Raw genomic sequence first — 20,429 nt, 5'->3', positions numbered from 1 at the left:
CGCGCGAGTTCGAATGCGATCAAGTACTCCCGGCGTGGTCGCCGCGCCTGCGACCCTAGCCACGGTAGCCGATTTGTTCGAGGAGAGCGTCGAGTTGGAGTTCGAATAATTCGGCGCGGTCGGCGAAGGTGTCGGTACCGTATTGGTCGAAGACATCGAAGGTTACGGCGCCGAACAGGCCGACCCACATGGTGATGCCGCGGGCGAGGAGCCAGTCCGGGAGATCGTGGCCGAATGCTGCCCTGATATCGGCGAAATCGGCTGCGAGCGGGGCGGATGCCGGGCGCAGCTTGGCTGGTGCGGTGAGCAGGCCGGCACGGTAGGCGCGGGCCAAGAGGGTTTGCATGGTGGCGATAACCCGCGTGCCGGGGCCGGTGGTCTGCTCTGCGGGGGCGTCATAGCCCGGAACCGGTGTGCCGAACAAAAGTCCGTAGCGCGCGGGTTCGGCCAGCGCCCAGTTGCGGACGGCGCGCCCGACGATGCGCAGGCCCTCGATCGGATCGTCGGGAGCATCGGCCAATGCCGCGTCGACCGCGTCACCGAGTGCGTTGTAGCCATCGATCACGAGCAGCGTCAGCAGTTCATCGCGGCTGCGCACGTATCGATAGACCGCCGAGGACACCACACCGAGATCCCGCGCGACCGCGCGCAGCGAGAGGGCGGCCGCACCGTCGGTGGCCAGATGTTCGCGGCCGATTCGGACGATATCGTTCATGGTCTGGGCCCTGGCTCGGGCACGTGGTGTCGTTGCCATACCGATCACCATGCGCGCTCGAGAGAGCGATGTCAACTAATGCGAGCGCCGCTCTTGACTTCAGCCCCTATCGCGGCCTGCACGGTCTTCGCGGCACCGGCCACCTGCTGCGCACGGTGGGCCTCCCCAACGAGACAATGAGTGCGCTGGCCGAGATGAGTTACCAGGCCACCAGGCCGTTCGTGCCGGACTCCGCCGCCCGCGATGCGGGGCTCGGCCTGCTTCCGACCCTGATCGACGAGGCCATCGCGGCCACCGTCGCCTGGCGGCAAACCCAGCTCTGCCCCTTTGCTACTCGGTAGTAGTGTTACCGGTGTCACCGGCGACACGGATCGAGGAGCACCACATGGACCAACGGGCGACGGATTTCGACGTACTCGTGGTCGGTTCAGGATTCGGCGGCAGCGTCACGGCGTTGCGGCTGATCGAAAAGGGCTACCGGGTCGGTGTCCTCGAAGCCGGTCGGCGCTACACCGATGACGAACTGCCCGAAACCAGTTGGGACCTGCGCAAATTCCTGTGGGCGCCGAAGCTCGGCTGCTATGGCATCCAGCGCATTCACCCACTGCGCAATGTGCTGATCCTCGGCGGCGCGGGTGTCGGCGGCGGTTCGCTCAATTACGCCAATACGCTCTACGTGCCACCGGAGCCGTTCTTCCAGGACCAGCAGTGGCGCGATATCACCGACTGGCGCGTCGAGCTCACCCCGTACTACGAGCGCGCGAAGAAGATGCTCGGCGTAGTGCAGAACCCGCATCTGACACCGGCGGACGAGGTGTTCAAGAAAGTCGCCGAGGATATGGGCTTCGGCGAAACCTTCGTGCAGACCCCGGTCGGCGTCTTCTTCGGCGAGCCCGGAAAGACCGTGGCGGACCCGTACTTCGGCGGTGTCGGCCCGGACCGCACCGGCTGCCTCGAATGCGGTGAATGTATGACCGGCTGCCGTCACGGCGCGAAGAACACCCTGGTGAAGAATTACCTGTACCTCGCGGAAAAGGCTGGCGCACAGGTGGTCCCGATGACGACGGTGACCTCGATCCGTCCGCTGCCCGACGGCACCTGGGATGTCTCGACCGAACGCACCGGCGCCTGGTTCCACAGGCGCCCGCAGACCTACACCGCGGGCCAGGTCGTGCTCGCCGCCGGCACCCTCGGCACCCAGAAGTTGTTGCACGCCATGCGCGATCGCGGCGTACTCCCCGAATTGTCCGACCGTCTCGGCCAACTCACGCGCACCAACTCCGAGTCCATTGTGGGCGCAGCGACCCGCAAGGTGAATCCGGACGTCGACTTCACCCGTGGCGTCGCGATCACGTCATCGATCCACCCCACCCACGACACCCATATCGAGCCGGTTCGCTACGGCCGAGGTTCGAATGCGATGGGGCTGTTGCAGACCCTGATGGTCGACGGCGGCGGCCGGATGCCGCGCTGGCTACGGTTCCTCGGGCAGGTGGTGCGAAACCCGTTCACGCTCATCAGTTTCCTGAGCGTGCAGAATTGGAGCGAGCGCACCATCATCTCGCTGGTAATGCAGCACCTCGACAATTCGATCACCACCTACACCAAGCGCACCCTGTTCGGCCGCAAGCTCACCAGCAAACAGGGCCACGGCCAACCCAATCCGACCTGGATTCCGGTAGGCAACGAGGTGACCCGCAAGGTCGCCGAGGAAATCGGCGGCGTCGCGGGCGGCAGCTGGGGCGAAGTCTTCAATATCCCGCTCACCGCCCACTTCCTCGGCGGCGCACCCATCGGCGCGGACCGCGACACCGGGGTAATCGATGCCTACCACCGAGTTTTCGGCTACCCGACTCTCAGCGTGGTCGACGGGGCCGCCATCTCCGCGAACCTCGGCGTCAACCCTTCGCTCACCATCACCGCCCAGGCCGAACGCTGTGCCGCCTACTGGCCCAACAAGGGTGAACAAGACCTGCGCCCCGCACAGGGCGTCGCCTACCAACAGATCCAGCCCGTCGCCCCCGACAACCCGGTCGTCCCCGCCGACGCCCCCACCGCCCTGATCCTCCCGATCGTCGAAATCCGCACCCACAAGTCCGCCGCCGGCTGAGAAAGCCCTTCGATCACGGCCGAACATCCAGTTCCAGCAATGGCGATCGATGCAGAAGCCCCCGTGGGAGTGCAGGTGCGATTGGAAACGATCACCCTGTATTGGTGGCGTTGGTCTCTCGCTTGGACGATGCGCCACCAGTACATGGTGATCGTTTGACCTGGGCGCGGAACCCCGGGATGACGTGGGGCCGCGCGGCGGGACTGGATAACCCGGAGACCCGCCGGGCGGTGCCGCCCGGCGGGTCTCCATGAAGTGTCGCGTCAGTTGCGGACGAGCAGGACCCCGCCCGCGACAACGAGGGCGAGCACGATCGCGGCGATACCGAAGATGAGGCGGTGGTTGCGCAGGACCGGGATTGCGCGGTCGAGAGCGTATCGGCCCGGACCGGTGAGGGCGAGCGAAGCCGGGGCCAGGGTGAGGAGAATTTCGTATTCGATGCCCTTCGGTGCGAAGAAGCCGCCACCCCATCTGACGGCGATCGCATTGAGCATGGTTCCGACCAGCACCGCCGCCGCGAGCGGGGTAAGCAGGCCGACCGCGAGGCCGAGGCCACCGAGGGTTTCAGTGAGACCCGCGACCGCGGCCATCGCCTTGCCCGCCGGGTAGCCGCTCATCTCGAAGAGTTTGCCGGTTCCGTCCAAGCCACCGCCGTCGAACCAGCCGAACAGTTTTTGGGCGCCGTGCGCGGCCATGGTGAGCCCGACGACCAATCGTAGGACAAGTAAACCGAGGTCATAAGTGTGTGTGGGCGTTGCGGTTTCGGTGTGTGCGGCGGGCGCCGTGATGGTCGCGGTCATGGGATACCTTTCATGATGGGGCGGATCAGCCGAACTGGATAGAGCGCCGGGCCATGCCCAGCCAGAACCCGTCGATGACGGTGCGTTGGTTGTCGAAATCGTCCGCGCCCGCACCGAGGGCGACGAACAGCGGCGCGAAATGGTCGGTGCGTGGATGTGCGAGATGTGCTGCGGGGGCCTTGTTTTCGAAGTCGAGCAGGGCATCGAGATCGTGGGCGGCGAGGGTTTCGCGGCCCCAGTCGTCGAATTCGACGGTGAAGTCGTGGACGTGCTCGTCATCGGCGGTCATGGCGCGCAGGTTGTGCGTGAAGAATCCGCTGCCGACGATCAGCACGCTCTCGGCACGCAGCGGCGCGAGCCGACGGCCCAATTCCATCAGCCGCCGCGGGTCCAGCGTCGGTATCGACAGCTGCAACACCGGGACATCGGCGTCGGGATACATCTCCTTCAGCGGCACATATGCGCCATGGTCCAGCCCACGATCCGGCACATCGACAACACCGCCGCCGAGCAGTTTGCGCACCTTCTCCGCCAGCTCCGGAGCTCCGGGTGCCGCATATTTCACCCGGTAGTAGTGCTCCGGGAACCCACCGAAGTCATAGATCAACGGCACAGTCGTGGTGGCGCCCAGTGCGATCGGCGCGGCTTCCCAGTGCGCGGAAATCATCAAAACAGCCGTGGGACGCGGCAATTCGCGCGACCACGCGGCCAGCTCACCGGGCCACCGCGGGTGATCGGCCAGCGGCGGTGCGCCGTGTGAGAGGTAGAGCACTGGCATCAGTCCGGCCATCACTGTCCTCCGTACAAGTAGTTCAAATTTGAACGCGAACCGACTATAGCGCTTTGTTCAAATTTGAACAACCCCGGTAGAATGAGCCTCGTGGCTGGCGCGAAATGGCTGAACGAGCGGGAGATGCGCACCTGGCAGGGTTTCCTGGCGGCGGGGGCGCTCGTCGGCCGACACGTCGAACAGCACCTCAAACAGGAAGGGCTCTCACACACCCAGTACGAGGTCCTGGTTCGCCTCGCCGCGACGCCGGAAGGCCAGCTGCGCATGACTGAATTGGCCGATGCCCTCTACACCTCCAAAAGCGGCCTGAACTACCAGGTCACCCAAATGGAGAAGGCCGGTCTGGTGCGCCGTCAAGCTTGCCCGACCGATGTCCGCGGCGTTATCGCCAATCTCACGCCAGCGGGCCGCGAGCGCCTCGAGCAGATCGCTCCAGGCCACGTCGAAACGGTCCGCCGCATCCTCATCGATGCGCTGACACCCGAACAACAAGACGCTATCGCCACCGGCCTCAGCGAGGTCGCGCGCCGACTCGGCTAGTTCTCCGCTCGCGGGGCGACATGCGCCGCTCGACCGACCGTGTCGATTCCTGACTCGAAAAGCGCGGGCGGGCAGTGGGTTACGTCATGGACCTGGCCACGCTGTGTCGACCCACCGGTGACCGGAAGGCCAGACGCACGGAGTCCGGGTAATGCCAGGCGCGATCCCTCCTCTGCCGCAGCGTATTTCACGCAGGAGACGGCACAGCAATCTTGGGGCTTGCCCGGACCCGGTACTCGGGTCCGGGCACAGGAGCAAGCGGCCGCGACCCCGGAGTGATGTGACCGCCCCTGGGACCAACGCAGAATCAGGGCCGTAAGAAATCTGTTGGGAAACTCTAAGCCCGGCCGGATTTGATGCCCAGGTATGGATGTGACGCTGATGGTCGCAGATTCGAGTCGAGAACGGAGAAGATAGTGCCGACGACGTTTCCCAGTTCCGTCACCGAGGCCACGTCGGATGCGGTGCAGTACTGCCGTCGACGTGGCTGGACGGTCGCGGAAACGACCAACGGTGTCTGCATGTTCACCGACGAGCAGATATCGGCCGTCGAACTCACCGGTGCACTGGCCGCTGCCGTGCGCCGCTATCTTCGTGCCAATAACCTGTCCGGTCCGGTGATCGAAATCCCGGGTCCGCAGCGTCGCGAAATCCACCTGGTCGTCGGCGCCGGCAAGGCGGCCATGGCGATCGACGCGCTGCGTGCCGTCGGTGCGATAGTGCACACCGACGGTGCGAGCATCCCGCTCCCGCCGACCCGTCTCTCGGCCGGGTCTGCCTGCTGGGGGATTTCCCCGAGTGAGGCGCGCTGGGTACCGCCCGTCGTCGCCATCGCCGCCGCGGTGCGGGCCGCCGAATCCAGCCGCAAGCGGCAACTCACCCATCTGGCGAGCTGAGTATCGTCAGACCGAGTTCGGGTCCACTTCCGGTCGACGATCGGGCGTCGACATCGGGTCCGCCTCGACTGTCATCGGTTCGCGGGCAACGACTTTTCGCTGGATGCGCCGCAGCCGGGCACGCCCCTACCAGCACGCGTCACCGAGCAGCCGCGTAGTCGCCGGGGCCAGCAGCATGCGCAGCGCGGTGGCATCGGTGAACAGCGCGGGCCATGCCGAGGGCGATGTACTGCATCATGATCGAATAGATCGGATCGATCCGCCATAGCGGGAAGATCTCGTCGAAGTGCTCCTGCACCAACCGAGTCCGGTGATCCGGCGGTAGAAAACACTCCGTGATACCACCGAATACCGAATGCCGCACCGGAGCGATGAGCAGCAATACCGCGCACTCCTGCCGTGCAGCCGCCAAGTCACGCACCGGAATCGGTGTGTCCGGGTCCGGTGCGGAATCGGCGAACGCGATACCGCTCGAACAGGCGAGGACGGCGGCCGTGCACAGCACGACCGAACGCGGACCACACCAACCTCCACCCCGGCACCTCCGATCGGCAACGCCATTGTCCGGGCCGAACATGGGCCCGAATCACGTTGTCGCGGAAGCACTCCGCCGGAATTCGGGTGATCTGGTCAGCGCTCGCCGGATCACCTGGTATCCGCCACAAATGCCGTAGCTCGAACAGGGCGCCGTCTGACCGTCCCCTCCACGGTCAGACGGCAGCAACTGACGCGCGAGGACACCGACAGTCGAGATGTTGATACCATTTGGATGATATACGCATCCGAATGTGCATGACAACGCGAACCGGGCACGGTCTCTGTGCCACCAGTTACATCTCGGCCATTCGTGGCGCCGAGCACGAGTGTCGAACCGGTACGCTGCGCGGTGCCGCAGGAAGCAAGGGAACAGCGAAGGGACCGATGGTTCGTCTGACGAGGGCACAGCAGCAAGACGCCACCCGCAGAAAGGTGTTGGCCGCAGCCAAGTCCGAGTTCGCGCAGCGCGGATTCCGCGGCGCGACGGTCGACGGCATCGCCGAGCGCGCGGATATGACACGTGGTGCGGTCTATTCCAATTTTCCTGGCAAGCGGGCGCTCTATCTGGCGGTGCTCGCACACGAGGCCGAACAGGCCGCCCCACCCGACGGCCCCGCGCAGGCCGACACACCGGCCGCCGCGCTCGGCGCATTCGCGAGTACCTGGCTCGAGCAACTCCCGCAGTCGAGCCAGTACGAGTACAGCGAGGACGACCAGTTCACCTCCCCGGCGCTGAGTGTCGATTTCGTGCCCGAAGTCCTGATGAGCGAACAGATCCGGCGACCGTTCGCCCAACTGCTTGCCCTGGACGCGCTGCTGCTCGCCGTATCACTGCGGGCCATCAGCCAACCGACCACGGTACCGCTGGAAAGTTTCATCGCCAGTGCCGAATCCGTGCTGACGATCCTCTACGGAACGACCCAACTGTCATACGTCGCGCCCGAATTCACCGATCCGGCACGGGCCATCGCGCTGTGCGAACAGGTCGCGCTCCTCGGTGGTGTGAAGACACCGACACCCCCCCGGCCCGGCGGCGCGCACGCCACCCGGGTCGACGAGCCTTGGGAACCACCGCCCTGCACCGATCGCATACGGGCCGCCTCGGCTCGACTCGATGGCGACGGCCTGATCGCCGTCCTCGGCATGCACCGGATCGGCACCATCGAAGCGGCGCTGTCGATCTGGCCCGAGCACACCGATATCACGCTGGCGCTGGTAAGTGATCACCCCGCGGAACTCGCACCGCTGGCGCGGCTCGCGATCGCGGATATCTGCCGGTCATTGCGCCGTGCGTTCCCCGCGACGGCGCTACCTCGGCTGCAGGTGATCGTCGATGATTCCGGAACACTCGCGGCCGCATGCGGATTCGACCGAATCGACGACAATTCCGAATTCGCCGTCATCGTCGAGAACGGCCGTATCACAACACGGGCCGAGGGGCGGGGCGCAGCCGAGGCCGCGGCAACCGTGCACACGAGTTCAGCGGCTCCGAACCGAACGTAGGTCTTCGAGCGTGCCGAACCTGTTTGCCAGCGCCTGACAGGCACCCGCCCCCGTCGCCCGCGCCACCACCCGTTCGCTGTCGACGAATACCGCACTCTCGGTGTCGTCATCAACGACATCGAGCCCGCAAGCCCGTGCGAGTTCGCCGGATTCGTCGAGCACCACCTGCATGCCGGGCACCGCGGGATACGGAAACGCGGCACGCAGCGACCGACTGATATCGCTGACCGCGAGGCGAGCGAGTTGGGCCACCTCCGTCACGTCGGCGGTGACCATGGCGACCGTGGTGCGACCTCCGATGGGCTGGTTACGCAGGATATCCGCGACGGCGCCGAGCTTGTTCATCCCCAGTACGGCGACGACATTTCCACCGGAAAGGTCCGCAGCCGCCCTATGGACGAGGTCACGGCACGGTGGTGGCGTCCACGGTTCGTAGACGTCGGCCACCGCAGCGATATGCGCCATGGTCCGCGCGCCGTCGTCGATCCGATGGTGCACCATCTGCTCACAGGCAGCGATCACCTTTGCTCCGTCCACGAATTCCGGTGCGACGAAAGACAATTGGGTTGCGCCGTACAGCAGGGTGATTACCGATTCGGCGATGCCGAGCCAGCGACCGGGCAATACGGACCCGGCACCGTCGTCGAGGCCGGCGAGTGCCAGGCCGAGCAGGATAGCGTCCAATTTGATCAGCTGCACGAACGATCCGCGCAGATATTCGTCGACAACGAGTTCGGGAATGAGGTCGTGCGCCAGCATCGGCGAGCGCAGCTGCACGATGCCGTCCACCGGGCCGTTCGCCGAGCCGGGGAGACGGTCGACCCAGGTCCGCGCGAATCGGCCGATGGCCGCCACCGGGGTGCGCGCCGGTCCACCATCGAGGAGTTCCGGCGCCGCTTCGGCTTCCGCGGCCAGCACGGCTAGATACAACGCCCGCTTACCAGCGAAGTTGGAGTACACCGCGCCGCGGGTCAGGTCCGCGCGCTCGGCGATGTCATCGACCGTCGCGCCACGAAAACCGCGTTCGGCGAATTCGGCCTTGGCAGCCGCTAGGACCCGGTCGCGATTGCGTTGCTGCAATGCGGCTCTGCTCTGACGACCCATCGGTTACTCCACCAACCGTTCTGTTCATTTACAGATGCGCATATCATCCAAATGTTGATACCATCTCAATGCTACGTGCGAGAGCATGAGCGAGGCGGGCATCGAAGGACAGGTAGTGGGCATTACCAGGTACGAATCCGGGTCGCGAACCGCGGCCGCGGTGCTCGATGAGGCCAGGCGGCTGGTCGAGCCCGCATACCGTTCTTCCCTGGACCGCATTGCCCCACCGATCAGAATGATCGTCGGCTACCACGCCGGCTGGTTGGACGCCACGGGACGGCCGAGCAAAAAGGTCGGCAAGTCGATCCGTCCGGCACTGGTACTCGCATCGGCCAAAGCCGTAGCGGCCACGGAGGCACCCCAGGGCGTCGCCGAGGCCGTCGCTGTCGAACTCGTGCACGATTTCGCATTACTGCACGACGATCTCACGGACGGCGACGAGCAGCGCAACCGCCGATCGGCTTGGTCGGCATATGGAGAACGCGGCGCCCAGCTCGCCGGAGATGCGCTACTCGCCATGGCGATCAACGAGATGGTCGGCCGCCCCGGCATTACGCTGCTGTCGAAAGCCCTTGACGCCCTGTGCAATGCGCCGTCCGCGGATATCGAGTCAGCGCACTGCGAGCCGGTCGACCTCGACGAATCCCTCGCCGTCCTCGAGTCGAAGACCGCGGCGCTGTTATCCTGCGCCTGCGAAATGGGCGCGATCGCCGGTGGCGCCGATCCGGAACAAGCCAGAGCCCTGGCCGAATTCGGACACCATCTCGGCATCGCATTCCAATTGATCAATGACATACTCGGCATCTGGGGCAATCCGAGCATGACCGGCAAGCCGCTTTATCCCGACCTCGCCAATCGCAAGAAGTCCCCACCGATCTCGCGCGCACTGGATTCGACCGGTCCCACCGCGGATGTGCTGCGCGAGTTGTATCGCGAGGCCGGTCGAGATCACGAAACACTGCACCGGATCGCCTGCCTGATCGAACTCACCGGCGCACGCGAGTGGGCTGAACGGGAAGCCGATCGGCAACTCGATGCCGCGCTCGACTGCCTGACCGGGCTGTCCGCCGACGATGCCACCGAGGACCTTCGACTACTCGCCGCGATGATGACGAGTAGGTCTGCATGAAAAACCCGATCGAGTCGATCCCGCTAGCCCCGGATGCCGTACCACTTCTCGGTCACGGCCTGCGTTTTCTCACCGATCCGATCGGATTCCTGTCGACACTCCCCAACCATGGGCGCCTCAGCCGGGTGCAATTGGGTCCATTGCCGGTCGTGGTGGTCTGCGATCCCGAATTGGCCCGGGTCGTACTCCTCGACGACCGCACCTTCGACCGCGGCGGACCACTCTACGATCGCTCCCGCGAGGTCGCGGGAGACGGTATCGGAACCTGTCCGCACAGCAGGCACCGCCGTCAACGGCGCCTGAGTCAACCCGCATTCCAGCTGGCACGTTTGCCCGGATATGCCGAGGCCATGATCGACTCGATCGAAGATGTCGTCGGCTCCTGGCAGGACGGCCAACGGATTCAGCTCGGCGCGGAAATGTCGAAACTCACGGTCCGGGTAGCGGTCCGGACAATGTTCTCCTCGTCGTTTCCGGAGGCCTCGGTTCAGCAGGTCGCCGATGATTTCGCGACGATCGCCGCGAACATATTCCGGCGGATGGTGCTGCCACCTGTCGTCAACCGACTGCCGACACCCGCGAACCGGCGCTACTACCAGGCTCGGAATCGGCTGCGGACAGTGGCCGCCGAGCTCATCGAACAGCGGCGGACCGACAATCGCGACCACGGTGACCTGCTGTCCTCGCTCATGCTCGCCCGCGATCCGGACTCCGACGGCGCGCAGGCCGCGATGAACGACGAGGAACTGATCGACCAGGTATTCACGTTCCTGTTCGCGGGTGCGGAAACCACCGCGAGCACACTGACGTGGGCACTGTATCTGCTCGGACGTAATCCGGATATGCGACGGCAGGTTCAGCAAGAAGTCGATACCGTGCTGAGCGATGGCACCGCCCGCTTCCAGGACCTGTCGAATCTGCCGGTCGTCAATCGGGTGGTGACCGAAACGCTGCGGTTGTACCCGGCCGGATGGTTGCTCACCCGCGTAGTTTCGGCGGATACCACTCTCGACAACGTCCCGCTTCCGGCGGGCACGACCGTCGCGGTCAGTCCGCACGTTATTCATCGGCGCGATGAAATCTATGAGCGCGCAGGAGAATTCATGCCCGATCGCTGGATCGGCATGGAACCGGACCGAACCCTGTTCATCCCCTTCGGCGCCGGTGCCCGCCGCTGCATCGGTGACCAATTCGGACTGGTCGAGTCCAGTTTGGCACTGGCGACGATCGCGGCACGCTGGCGCGTCGCTCCGCTATCGAATCGACCCGTCTCGGTCTCGCTCGCGCATCTGCCCGCACCGACGAAACTCGGTATGCGGGTGCGGCGTCGCGATCCGGTGGCCATCGACTCGACCGTGTCGAGGCCGGGATAGCAGAGATGGCTGCCCCCGCCGAAGCATCCGCGCGCCGCAGGGTCGGCATGCTGGCCAGTGGCCTGCTGCGTGAATTCCACATCTGCTGGTCGTTCAGTGCAGGCGATCTGACGGCAACTGTGGTCCCCGCGACGACCTTCGCCATCGCGGCTTGGGTGAGTACGCATGCGAGCGTCGCGTCACTGCCGCAGGTATTGGCCGCATGCCTGATCTACTTTTGGCTTTACATCTACACCTTCAACCTGTCCAACCAGCTGACCGGGATCGAGGAGGATCGCCGCAACAAGCCGCACCGGCCGCTCGTCGTCGGACTCGTCACCCCGCTCGGTGCCAAGTGGCGGCTGGTCTGGGCCACTTCCGCCTTCCTCGTACTGGGTGCGGTGCTGCAGGTCCTGGAATGGACTGTGCTCTGGATAGTAGCGTGTACCTTCCACAATCTCCTCGGCGGTGCCCGCGCGCTGTGGGGCAAGAATGCCGCGATGGTCGCGGGTACCGTCGCTCAACTCGCGGCCGCCTGGCAGATCGTCACGCCCCTGACAGCCGCGGCTTGGACCTGGATCGCGGCGATCGCCATACCCCTGGGTGTACTGGTATCCCTGCAGGATCTGCGCGATATCGACGGGGATATGGCAGTCGGAAGACGCACCGCCGCAGTGGTTTTCGGCGAGATGGCGTGTCGACGTTTCTTCGCGGCGGCCTTCGCGGTCTACCCGATCGCCATACATTTCCTGGTATACCGGAACGCACCACCCGCCGCGGCGCTGCTCGGAATGGTCGCGGCGCTGCTGTCGCTAGTCATCGCCTACCGCGTGCTGCGGTACCGGAATCGCCGCGCCGATCACATCACCTACCTCCTCTACACCTACTGGTACTGCCTGACTCTGGCCAGCGTGGTCTTCGTCTTCGCAACGTAACCGCACCGGCCGAATCGAGGTCCTCGACAGGACACGCTCACGCAGACCGGGGAGGGATCGGATTACCCGAACCGGGTGAGCGCGGACAATCCGGTAGGTACCACACGTCAGCGATCAAGAATCCGCCAAGACGCAAGCCCACCGTCGCCCACCTTGTGAAGCGGCCAAGTCGACGCTGTGTGCCCCGTGACGCGCGGTCAGGTGCAGCAGTTCGGATCGAGGACGACGCATAGGGCGGAGAGGGCATCACGGCGGGCGCGATGGAAGGTATTCATACCGCGACGCTCGGATTCGACCAATCCCGCAGTGCGGAGTTGGGCGAGGTGGTGGCTGACGGTCGATTCCGATAACCCGACCGCCGTCGCGAGATCGCCGCCATTTTCCTCGCCGCGCGGGCTGGTGAGCAGCAGCGACATCAGCCGGACGCGGGCCGGATCGGCGATCGCCTTGAGTCGCAAGGCGACCTCGAGGGCGGAGTTTTCGTCCACCGGGACGGCGGCGACGGGTGCGCAGCAGACCGGGGCGGACATGTCGATCACAGGCAACGCTTTGGGCATACCTTCGAATCTACCGACTTTGTTGACATATGCCGAAAAGGTCGGCAGACTCGATCATGTCCCATTTCGACATATATCGAATTTCTGATCGAATTCCTGGAGGTATCCGATGTCACGCGTTCAACTCGCCCTCAATGTCGACGACATCGATCGGGCGGTGCAGTTCTACTCGACTCTGTTCGCCACCGGACCAGCCAAGCGCAAGCCGGGGTACGCGAATTTCGCGATCGCCGAGCCGCCGCTGAAATTGGTGCTGATCGAGAACCCCGGCCACGGCGGCAGCGTCAATCACCTCGGTGTCGAGGTAGAGTCCTCCGATCGGGTGCGCGCCGAGATCGTTCGGCTGTCGGACGCGGGGATGTTCACCAAGGAGCAGATCGCAACCACATGTTGTTTCGCCACCCAGGACAAGGTGTGGGTCACCGCCCCGGACACCGAGCGGTGGGAGGTTTACACGGTACTGGCCGACAGTGAAACCTTCGGTGTCGCACCACAATCGCGTGATACCGAAGCGGTGCACATGTGCTGCGGAACACCGGAGGAGGCCGCCACCGAGGGCGCGTGCTGCGGGAGCGCGGCCAAACAAGAATCGCAAGCGTCCAGGGCTGGCTGCTGTTGATCGACCGCCCGCACGGTGAGCGAGTTCACCGACTGTTCGCTTGCCCTCGGATTCGATGCTCATCAATATCGATGGGTGTCTATATCAGAGTTGCCACCGGTCGGCGTGGCCGCGTCGTCGTGCGCGGTCACGCCCATAGTCCGTCAGCCGTTGAGCACCGACGAGGCTGCCGCGTTGGCGCGAGTCTTCAAGGCGTTGGCAGACCCGGTGCGGCTGCGGCTGCTGTCAGTGGTGGCAAGCCACGGCGGGCAGGAAGTGTGCGTGTGTGAGTTGTCGGACGGGTTCGACATCAGCCAGCCCACCGTCTCCCACCATCTGAAGGTGTTGCGGGCGGCCGGGCTGCTGTCATCCAAACGGCGCGGTTCCTGGGTGTATTACCGCGTCGTGCCCGCCGCGTTGCAGCAACTTTCCCATCTGCTGGGTGCCAGCCTGTCCTCGGGGATGCGATGAGCGGCCAGATGGCGCGGCGGGTGGTGGCCGAATTAGTCGGTACGGCGCTGCTGGTGTGCGTGGTAGTCGGCTCCGGCATCGCGGCACAGCAACTATCGCCCGGCAACACCGGGTTGCAGTTGCTGGAGAACTCGACTGCCACCATGCTCGGGCTCGGTGTGCTGATTCTGGTATTCGGCCCGATCTCGGGAGCACACTTCAATCCCGTCGTCTCGGTATCGGATTGGCTCCTCGGCCGACGCAACGGCACCGGACTCGAATACCCCGAACTCGCGGGATATCTCCTGGCGCAGGTGGTGGGTGCCGTCGCGGGATCGATGCTGGCCAACGGCATGTTCGACCTGGCCGTCGTACAGATATCCACCCACGACCGAATCACCCGCGGACATCTGCTCGGGGAAGCCGTAGCCACGGCGGGGCTGATCGCGGTGATCGTCGCTCTTGCGCGCACCTGCCGCGCCGCGTTGTCCGCAGCGACAGTGAGTGCGTTCATCGGTGCGGCGTACTGGTTCACCAGCTCCACCAGCTTCGCCAACCCCGCCGTCACCATCGGCCGTATCTTCTCCGACACCTTCGCCGGAATCGCCCCGGCCTCCGCGCCCGGCTACATCGTCGCTCAGATATTCGGCGCCGCACTGGGGCTCGCCTTCATCGTCTGGCTCTATCCCGCTGCCTCGGAGGTCGCCCCCGATATGACCACACCGCAAGACGCTGCCACGCAGAACGCCGGTCAGCTTGCCGTACAACCGAGTTCGTCATGATCGAAAAGCCGGCCGTTGCCTATGCACGGAGTTCGACATCTCCGTCCGCTGAAAGGACCATCGACGCGATGACTTCGAAAATCAGTGTCTTGTTCGTCTGCGTCCACAACGCCGGACGCTCCCAAATGGCGGCCGGATTCCTCAACCACCTCGCTGGCCACGCCATCGAAGTCCGCTCTGCCGGGAGCACACCAGCCAGCACGGTCAATCCGATCGCCGTCGCCGCCATGGCAGAAGTCGGCATCCACATCGCCGACCACAAACCGAAAATCCTCACCCCCAACACCGTTGAAACCTCCGATGTGGTGATCACCATGGGCTGTGGCGACGCATGCCCCTACTTCCCCGGCGTCATTTACCGCGACTGGAAACTCGACGATCCCGCGGGCAAAGATATCGACACCGTGCGCCGCATCCGCGACCAGATCGAACACCACGTCCGCAACCTGATCACCGAACTCGGCGACACGCTCACCACATGACCAGCGGTAAGCCCCGGCAGGGCGCGCGCCTTTCAGGCCGACAGGTCGGTCGACTCGGCTCGCGCCATTTTCACCAGCATATCGTGCAACTCCTTTGCCAACTTTCCCGCACAATCCCCGTGTAATGCGACATCGGTAAAGGCATCGAGGAGGGCGGAGCTCGGATCCAGCGGATTGTAGGCGAGATCCGCACTGCCACGCAGAGATTCGGTGATCAGTCGGCGCTGTGCCTCGTGCCGGGCCCGAAAGTCGCCCGCGACGTCGAGCGCACAACCGAATTCACGCACGACCGCCGCATACACCGGGCGCTCGGCATTGCGCCGACGGCGCAACCATCTGCGCGGCCGCACACCCCCGTCCGCTGGAACCAGCGTTGCCAAGGCCCCACCGTCGAGCACCATCCAGATCGTCGATGCATCCGATTGCGGTAGCACCGGAACTGGTCCGCGTATCGCGGGCGCACTGTCGTCCGGATCGGTAATCCGTATACCGCGCAGGGCAATCGGATACCTCGTGAGCATATCGCCGACCGCCGCCGTGACCTCCCGGATAACATCCGTGTCGACATTCGGCCCATCGAACCCGATGATGTCCAGCCCATGCTGTGCGGCCAATTCCACGGCCGTCCGAGGTGCGGGCGAATCGACGGAATCCCCACGGGAATGCGCTCTCTCGACGTACAGCAGCGATACCGCATCGAGCTCCGGGAGGTCCGCTGGCACCGACACTGCCTCCGGCCCGCGAACATCCGCCGACAGCTGCGGAGGATCTGGCGGTCGAATACTGACCGGTGCCGAAACCGCCTTCGGCGCTGGAGCATCCGTCATCGGCCGGATCGACTCCGACGTCGTGGTATCGCGCGGCGGGCCAGTCGGTGTCGATACTTCGGGGGCCGCTTGGACTGCGGCGGGATGTCGAGGCCGGGTTCGCGGGAACAGTGGCAGGGTCAATTTTCACTCAGATCGCCGAACCTCCCGAGATTGGGAAGTCCTACACGTTGCCCGGTTCGATCGATTCGTGCAGGGTTCAGCGGGCGCCTCCGATCAACCACTGGTTGAAGGCGCAGTTCAGGTTCGAATGGTACGCGGGATCGAGGGCCGCGAGCGCGATCGAGGTCGAACGCGGTGAGTACATCATGGTCAGGTGGTCGGACAGATCCTGTTCGCAGCCGTCCTGCAACGTGATGTTGTCGACCGTGGCATCCGGCCCAGCCTGCAGGAATGTCCAGTTGTACGGATTGGTCACCTCGTCGTACCGCGACCCGACAACGATGTATTCGACACCGGGCACGGTATCGCCGTTCGCATTGAGTCGCGCATAGAACGAAGACCCCACCGCCTGTTCGATATTCGACTGCCCGACGATCGGCTCGTAGAAACCCAGGATGTTCACACCGAGGTTATTGATCGCCCGCCCCAGCGACGCGATACCCATTAACGACGTACCGTGATGTGTCGCACCGAAAGTGATCAGCTTGCCGACCTTATCGGCACCTCCGTCGAATTTCAGATACTGATTCGCCACCGTGCCGCCTTGCGAGTGACCAACGATGTCGACCTTCTGCGCTCCCGTCGCCGCCCGCACCCGCTCCACGAAATCCGCTACCTGGCGCGAGGATTCGGCCATCGGCCCGAGCCCGTAACGACCGGGCAGCACCGCACCGACCCCGCCGCCGTCCATCAGCCCCGATCGCCCGAAATTGAAGGCGAAAACGCACAATCCCGCCCGCGCCAACTGCGGCGAGAGATAGGCGAAGGTGTCGAAGGCATTGAGCCAGGTGCCGTGCAGCAACACCACGGGATTCGGATGTTCGGCACTCGGCTTGCAGTCCCACCGATTCGCCCCCGCGGGCGCGGCATCCGGGTGCGTGAGACTGTACGCGAACGCCGCAAGGGCGACTGCCATTTCGGGCCCTTCACCGACGGTGTCGGATGCGACGCTCTTCGCCCAGCCCGAGCCACTTCCGGCGTCCACGATCGCCTGTGGCTGCCGCCCGTCCGGAGCCGGCGCGAGCCCCACATCGAGCCGTTCGACGAGGAACTGCTGATCGGATTCGGCGGGCTCCGCGCCCGCAGCCCCGATTCCGAGCCCATGTGCCACCGCCAGTCCAGCGATGAGGGCGGCACCCGCGAAGGCGCGGCAGCCGCGTTGCTTCATTGCAAACATTTCGCACTTCCCATCCCGATCGGGTCCGCCCCACGCCAGTCACTATGCCGCAGATCACAGATCGTACGAAATGCGATGGTCAACGGATCACCCTGCTGCTGGGCAATCCACACCTGCTGGAGGCATCGCAAGCACACCTGCGGCACGGCTCCGACCGCAAAGCAGCGGCCGCACGACTTCATGTGCACCCCAATACCTTCAGCTATCGACTGCGCCGCATCGCCGAACTCACCGGTATCGATCCGGCCGACCCGAACAATTCGCGCCTGCTCGCCGCATCGCTCACCATCCAGCGCATCCATCAGTCCCCGAGTAGGCGGCTCGAGCGCCGATCCGGGCGACCGTTTCGGCGACTCGCTCCAGGTGGTCTGTCATCGCCGCACGCGGGGCCTCCGACACACTGGCCTCGGATGGCCCGCACATGGCCGCGTGCCCGCGGTCGGAATCGGTGCGGCGATCCTGGGTCAGATTGAACTCCGATTGGAGATCGAGCGCGCGGCGGGTGTCGGCGACCATCGCGGTGTACATCACTAACGCCGCCAATGCGCGAATCGCCAAGCAGGCGTTACACACCGGACGCCCCGAAGAAATCGCCACCGAACTCGGCCTGCTGCCCGCGGAAACCGTGAAATCCCTACTGGCACCGCATCGCCTTGCCAGAATGCCCAGCCCGGCAACCGAACCTGCTGCGGCGCAGTAGTACCGATCTACTCATCGGCTTCGAACGGGCCGAACACGCCGCCGTCGGCGTGGCTGCCAAGCATCGCCGGCCGCTCGCGCTACCATGGCAGCGCGCTGTGCGACGTGGCGGCGTTTGCGCAGCGAACGGGGAAGGAACCTGCCCGGCGGCACAGTGTGTCGCCGGGCAGGTCGAAAAGCCCTTCGGCGACATAGCCTCCGTTCTCGATCCACAACGCTCAGCGATCCAGAGCTGAGCGTGCACCGGGCCCGATGACCGCAGTCCTCGTGAGCGTCGGTGCGCGGTAATCGAAACATTCTCCGCCCGTGGGCACGTCGCACCATGAACTCATGGACGAAGTTCGCTCGATGTGCGCCGACGAATTGCTGGACACCCCAGGTCCATTCGTGCCGACGTCCCCGGTGAGGCTCCGCCATCACGGCACAGCACACTCCTGTCGTGCCGACCGCTGTCCGAACAGCGAGTCCCAGCCAACGCCGCAGGTGGATGCCACTCGGTAGTCCGGACCCGAAATCACTCCCGAAAGGTGCTGCGGGAGCTGATATTCGGACAAATCGTCCTGTGCTACTCCCGGCCGGAAGGAATGTCGCGCACGTGCAACAATCGTCGCGATGATCACCTATCTTGAAGCGACTGTCATCGGTGCGGTGCAGGGGGTTACCGAGCTGTTCCCGATCTCCAGCCTCGGTCACTCCGTGCTGATCGCCGCATGGGTGGGAGGTGATTGGCGGAAGGTGTTGGTCCAGAACGACTCCGGCGCGGGCAATCCCTACCTGGCGTTCGTGGTCGCGCTACACGTGGCGACAGCCGTGGCGTTGCTCGGGTATTACTGGCGCGACTGGTATTCGATAATCACCGGTTTCGTGACAACACTGCGCACCAGGCGGCTCGATACCGTTCCCCAGCGATTGGCCTGGCTGATCGTGATCGCGTCCACGCCGGTGGCCGTCCTCGGGCCGCTGCTCGTGCATCCGCTGCACGCCCTGTTCGAGGGACCCATCGACGCGGCCATCTTCCTGACTCTCAATGGCGTCGTATTGATCGTCGGTGAGGGGCTGCGCCGACGCAACGAGCCGACGCTGGCGGAATACGGTCGACGTTTCGCCCTCACCGCCGCATCGCTTCCGGCCCGCCAAACCGACCGGCGACTGGCCGCTCTCGGGGCGCGCGACGCCGTCGGCATCGGATTCGCCCAAGCCGGTGCCCTGCTGACCGGGTTCAGCCGCGCCGGTCTGACCATGGTCGGCGGATTGTGGCGCGGACTCGAACACACCCACGCGGCCAAATTCGCCTTCCTGCTGGCCACTCCCGCAATCCTGGGCGCCGGGATCGTGGAAATGCCGGAATTGTTCGGGCCGGAAACCGACGGCATCCGCGGGCCGGTACTCGTCGGCGCCATCGTGTCCGGGACGTCATCCTGGCTGGCTGTGCGCTACCTGGAGCGGCACTTCCAAACGCGCACACTCCTACCGTTCGCGACGTACTCACTGATCGTGGGAGTGCTCTCGATCATCCATTTCAGCTGACATCGTCGACGAAAGGGCATCGTCGATCAATCCTGTAAAAATCGTGACCGAAGGCATTGCGCCCGAAGGTGGTTCGCCCCAATGGCGATCGGGTGAACGCAGTGCTCAAACTGTTCAGAAACGGAACGTGGGGCGAGGGGCGGCATCGCTGAGTGCCTCGGTGAGTAAGGCGATGGGTTCTGTACAGGTGGTGTAGCGGGCGCTGGGATCCTTCGCGAGTGAACGGTGCAGGATTGTGTCGACCTCCGGTGGGATCCAGGGTCGGCGTGCGGAGATATCGGGAGGCGAGTCGTGCAGGTGGGAAATCGGCGGTGATCGGTCGTCGAGCAGCCGCCACGCCGTGAGCGCGGGCCTGGACGTAACAGTCCGGTGGGCTCGCCGAGTTCGGTACCCATCGCCTTTGCGATCTGTTCGAGGCGACGGGCAACGCTGCTGTAGTGCAGTAGGCGCTCGGGAAATACCGATCCACCCCTGAAGCTCCCCGGCTGAGTTCCCCAGGATCGCAGCGTGTGTCGGGAGCGCGTTTGCTGACCTGGCATGCTCTTCGACCGATTCAGCGGATTTCATTCGGCTGGTTCCCCTCGACCCCCACAAACTGCCTCATACCAAGGCTCAGTCGCCGCCGTCGTGCGGGGATACGCTGTGGTTGACGAAGTCAACCCGCGTTACTCGGTGTGGGTTGCTGGTGGATGGTGATGGCTGATGGGTGAGGATGATCTGTTCCGGACGGTCCGTGACCTGGTCGAGCCGGTCACGG

Annotated in this window: 23 protein-coding genes; 15 read left to right on the top strand and 8 right to left on the bottom strand. The window is 64.8% G+C overall.

Annotated features, from left to right (window positions below):
* Nucleotides 1–55: 55 nt before the first annotated feature.
* Entirely contained in the window at nucleotides 56–754 is a 699-nt protein-coding gene (locus tag ACW2Q0_RS25570) for a TetR/AcrR family transcriptional regulator (protein ID WP_457193454.1), read from the bottom strand.
* A 29-nt stretch (nucleotides 755–783) separates the two neighbouring features.
* Here ACW2Q0_RS25570 and ACW2Q0_RS25565 point away from each other — a divergent pair, with 29 nt between their 5' ends.
* Together ACW2Q0_RS25565 and ACW2Q0_RS25560 are read left to right on the top strand one after the other, a co-directional pair.
* Entirely contained in the window at nucleotides 784–1,056 is a 273-nt protein-coding gene (locus ACW2Q0_RS25565) for a hypothetical protein (RefSeq protein WP_457193453.1), read from the top strand.
* 44 nt (nucleotides 1,057–1,100) lie between these two features.
* Complete coding sequence (locus ACW2Q0_RS25560) at nucleotides 1,101–2,825, top strand: GMC oxidoreductase (protein ID WP_457193452.1); 1,725 nt, start codon at nucleotides 1,101–1,103, stop codon at nucleotides 2,823–2,825.
* Between the two features lie 263 nt (nucleotides 2,826–3,088).
* Here the strand turns inward: ACW2Q0_RS25560 and ACW2Q0_RS25555 are convergent, their stop codons facing one another.
* Entirely contained in the window at nucleotides 3,089–3,625 is a 537-nt protein-coding gene (locus ACW2Q0_RS25555; protein ID WP_457193451.1) for a DoxX family protein, read from the bottom strand.
* A gap of 25 nt (nucleotides 3,626–3,650) precedes the next feature.
* Nucleotides 3,651–4,415, bottom strand: a complete 765-nt coding sequence (locus ACW2Q0_RS25550) for a dioxygenase family protein (protein ID WP_457193450.1) — start codon at nucleotides 4,413–4,415, stop codon at nucleotides 3,651–3,653.
* A 90-nt stretch (nucleotides 4,416–4,505) separates the two neighbouring features.
* Between ACW2Q0_RS25550 and ACW2Q0_RS25545 the strand changes: the two genes are divergently transcribed.
* Both ACW2Q0_RS25545 and ACW2Q0_RS25540 read left to right on the top strand, forming a co-directional pair.
* The gene (locus ACW2Q0_RS25545) at nucleotides 4,506–4,955 is read left to right on the top strand and encodes a MarR family winged helix-turn-helix transcriptional regulator (RefSeq protein WP_457193449.1); all 450 of its coding nucleotides are present in this window, start codon (nucleotides 4,506–4,508) and stop codon (nucleotides 4,953–4,955) included.
* 416 nt (nucleotides 4,956–5,371) lie between these two features.
* Nucleotides 5,372–5,851 carry a hypothetical protein gene (locus tag ACW2Q0_RS25540; RefSeq protein WP_457193448.1) on the top strand — a complete coding sequence of 160 codons (480 nt, stop codon included), beginning with the start codon at nucleotides 5,372–5,374 and terminating at the stop codon, nucleotides 5,849–5,851.
* Between the two features lie 139 nt (nucleotides 5,852–5,990).
* Here ACW2Q0_RS25540 and ACW2Q0_RS25535 read toward each other — a convergent pair whose 3' ends face one another.
* Entirely contained in the window at nucleotides 5,991–6,356 is a 366-nt protein-coding gene (locus ACW2Q0_RS25535) for a hypothetical protein (RefSeq protein WP_457193447.1), read from the bottom strand.
* A gap of 416 nt (nucleotides 6,357–6,772) precedes the next feature.
* On the opposite strand from ACW2Q0_RS25535, the gene ACW2Q0_RS25530 reads away from it, so the two are divergent.
* On the top strand, nucleotides 6,773–7,891 hold the full coding sequence (locus ACW2Q0_RS25530; protein ID WP_457193446.1) for a TetR/AcrR family transcriptional regulator: 1,119 nt from the start codon (nucleotides 6,773–6,775) through the stop codon (nucleotides 7,889–7,891).
* Here the strand turns inward: ACW2Q0_RS25530 and ACW2Q0_RS25525 are convergent.
* A complete protein-coding gene (locus tag ACW2Q0_RS25525) occupies nucleotides 7,868–8,995 on the bottom strand; it encodes a TetR/AcrR family transcriptional regulator (protein ID WP_457193445.1) in 1,128 nt (375 codons plus the stop codon). The genes ACW2Q0_RS25530 and ACW2Q0_RS25525 overlap by 24 nt on opposite strands.
* An 85-nt stretch (nucleotides 8,996–9,080) precedes the next feature.
* Here ACW2Q0_RS25525 and ACW2Q0_RS25520 point away from each other — a divergent pair, with 85 nt between their 5' ends.
* Genes ACW2Q0_RS25520 through ACW2Q0_RS25510 form a run of 3 tightly spaced genes read left to right on the top strand, consistent with a single transcriptional unit; the run spans nucleotide 9,081 to nucleotide 12,411 of the window.
* Nucleotides 9,081–10,124, top strand: coding sequence for a polyprenyl synthetase family protein (locus ACW2Q0_RS25520; RefSeq protein ID WP_457193444.1), 1,044 nt, complete (start codon nucleotides 9,081–9,083; stop codon nucleotides 10,122–10,124).
* Entirely contained in the window at nucleotides 10,121–11,497 is a 1,377-nt protein-coding gene (locus tag ACW2Q0_RS25515) for a cytochrome P450 (RefSeq protein ID WP_457193443.1), read from the top strand. Before ACW2Q0_RS25520 ends, ACW2Q0_RS25515 begins: the two co-directional genes overlap by 4 nt.
* A gap of 5 nt (nucleotides 11,498–11,502) precedes the next feature.
* The gene (locus ACW2Q0_RS25510; RefSeq protein ID WP_457193442.1) at nucleotides 11,503–12,411 is read left to right on the top strand and encodes a UbiA family prenyltransferase; all 909 of its coding nucleotides are present in this window, start codon (nucleotides 11,503–11,505) and stop codon (nucleotides 12,409–12,411) included.
* 197 nt (nucleotides 12,412–12,608) lie between these two features.
* Here ACW2Q0_RS25510 and ACW2Q0_RS25505 read toward each other — a convergent pair whose 3' ends face one another.
* Nucleotides 12,609–12,968, bottom strand: coding sequence for an Rv2640c family ArsR-like transcriptional regulator (locus ACW2Q0_RS25505; protein ID WP_457193441.1), 360 nt, complete (start codon nucleotides 12,966–12,968; stop codon nucleotides 12,609–12,611).
* Nucleotides 12,969–13,077: 109 nt separating this feature from the next.
* Between ACW2Q0_RS25505 and ACW2Q0_RS25500 the strand changes: the two genes are divergently transcribed.
* The 4 genes from ACW2Q0_RS25500 to ACW2Q0_RS25485 all read left to right on the top strand — a co-directional run bounded on the left by ACW2Q0_RS25500 (nucleotide 13,078) and on the right by ACW2Q0_RS25485 (nucleotide 15,280).
* Nucleotides 13,078–13,587 (top strand): ArsI/CadI family heavy metal resistance metalloenzyme, encoded by a 510-nt coding sequence (locus ACW2Q0_RS25500; protein ID WP_457193440.1) that lies wholly within the window; start codon nucleotides 13,078–13,080, stop codon nucleotides 13,585–13,587.
* A 75-nt stretch (nucleotides 13,588–13,662) separates the two neighbouring features.
* Entirely contained in the window at nucleotides 13,663–14,037 is a 375-nt protein-coding gene (locus ACW2Q0_RS25495; RefSeq protein WP_457193511.1) for an ArsR/SmtB family transcription factor, read from the top strand.
* Nucleotides 14,034–14,798 (top strand): aquaporin, encoded by a 765-nt coding sequence (locus tag ACW2Q0_RS25490; RefSeq protein WP_457193439.1) that lies wholly within the window; start codon nucleotides 14,034–14,036, stop codon nucleotides 14,796–14,798. The genes ACW2Q0_RS25495 and ACW2Q0_RS25490 overlap by 4 nt, the downstream gene beginning before the upstream one ends.
* Before the next feature lie 68 nt (nucleotides 14,799–14,866).
* Entirely contained in the window at nucleotides 14,867–15,280 is a 414-nt protein-coding gene (locus ACW2Q0_RS25485; RefSeq protein ID WP_457193438.1) for an arsenate reductase ArsC, read from the top strand.
* A 32-nt stretch (nucleotides 15,281–15,312) separates the two neighbouring features.
* Here ACW2Q0_RS25485 and ACW2Q0_RS25480 read toward each other — a convergent pair whose 3' ends face one another.
* Together ACW2Q0_RS25480 and ACW2Q0_RS25475 are read right to left on the bottom strand one after the other, a co-directional pair.
* Nucleotides 15,313–16,002, bottom strand: coding sequence for a hypothetical protein (locus tag ACW2Q0_RS25480; protein WP_457193437.1), 690 nt, complete (start codon nucleotides 16,000–16,002; stop codon nucleotides 15,313–15,315).
* 304 nt (nucleotides 16,003–16,306) lie between these two features.
* On the bottom strand, nucleotides 16,307–17,446 hold the full coding sequence (locus ACW2Q0_RS25475) for an esterase/lipase family protein (RefSeq protein ID WP_457193436.1): 1,140 nt from the start codon (nucleotides 17,444–17,446) through the stop codon (nucleotides 16,307–16,309).
* A 44-nt stretch (nucleotides 17,447–17,490) separates the two neighbouring features.
* Here ACW2Q0_RS25475 and ACW2Q0_RS25470 point away from each other — a divergent pair, with 44 nt between their 5' ends.
* The 3 genes from ACW2Q0_RS25470 to ACW2Q0_RS25460 all read left to right on the top strand — a co-directional run bounded on the left by ACW2Q0_RS25470 (nucleotide 17,491) and on the right by ACW2Q0_RS25460 (nucleotide 19,672).
* Nucleotides 17,491–17,919, top strand: coding sequence for a PucR family transcriptional regulator (locus tag ACW2Q0_RS25470; protein WP_457193435.1), 429 nt, complete (start codon nucleotides 17,491–17,493; stop codon nucleotides 17,917–17,919).
* A 29-nt stretch (nucleotides 17,920–17,948) separates the two neighbouring features.
* Complete coding sequence (locus ACW2Q0_RS25465) at nucleotides 17,949–18,146, top strand: hypothetical protein (RefSeq protein ID WP_457193434.1); 198 nt, start codon at nucleotides 17,949–17,951, stop codon at nucleotides 18,144–18,146.
* A 611-nt stretch (nucleotides 18,147–18,757) separates the two neighbouring features.
* The gene (locus ACW2Q0_RS25460; RefSeq protein WP_457193433.1) at nucleotides 18,758–19,672 is read left to right on the top strand and encodes an undecaprenyl-diphosphate phosphatase; all 915 of its coding nucleotides are present in this window, start codon (nucleotides 18,758–18,760) and stop codon (nucleotides 19,670–19,672) included.
* Nucleotides 19,673–20,429 lie beyond the last annotated feature (757 nt).

The sequence above is a fragment of the Nocardia citri genome (assembly GCF_054065835.1).
Note: the sequence above shows the minus strand (reverse complement) of the source record. Positions and strands in the feature narration are given on the sequence as shown.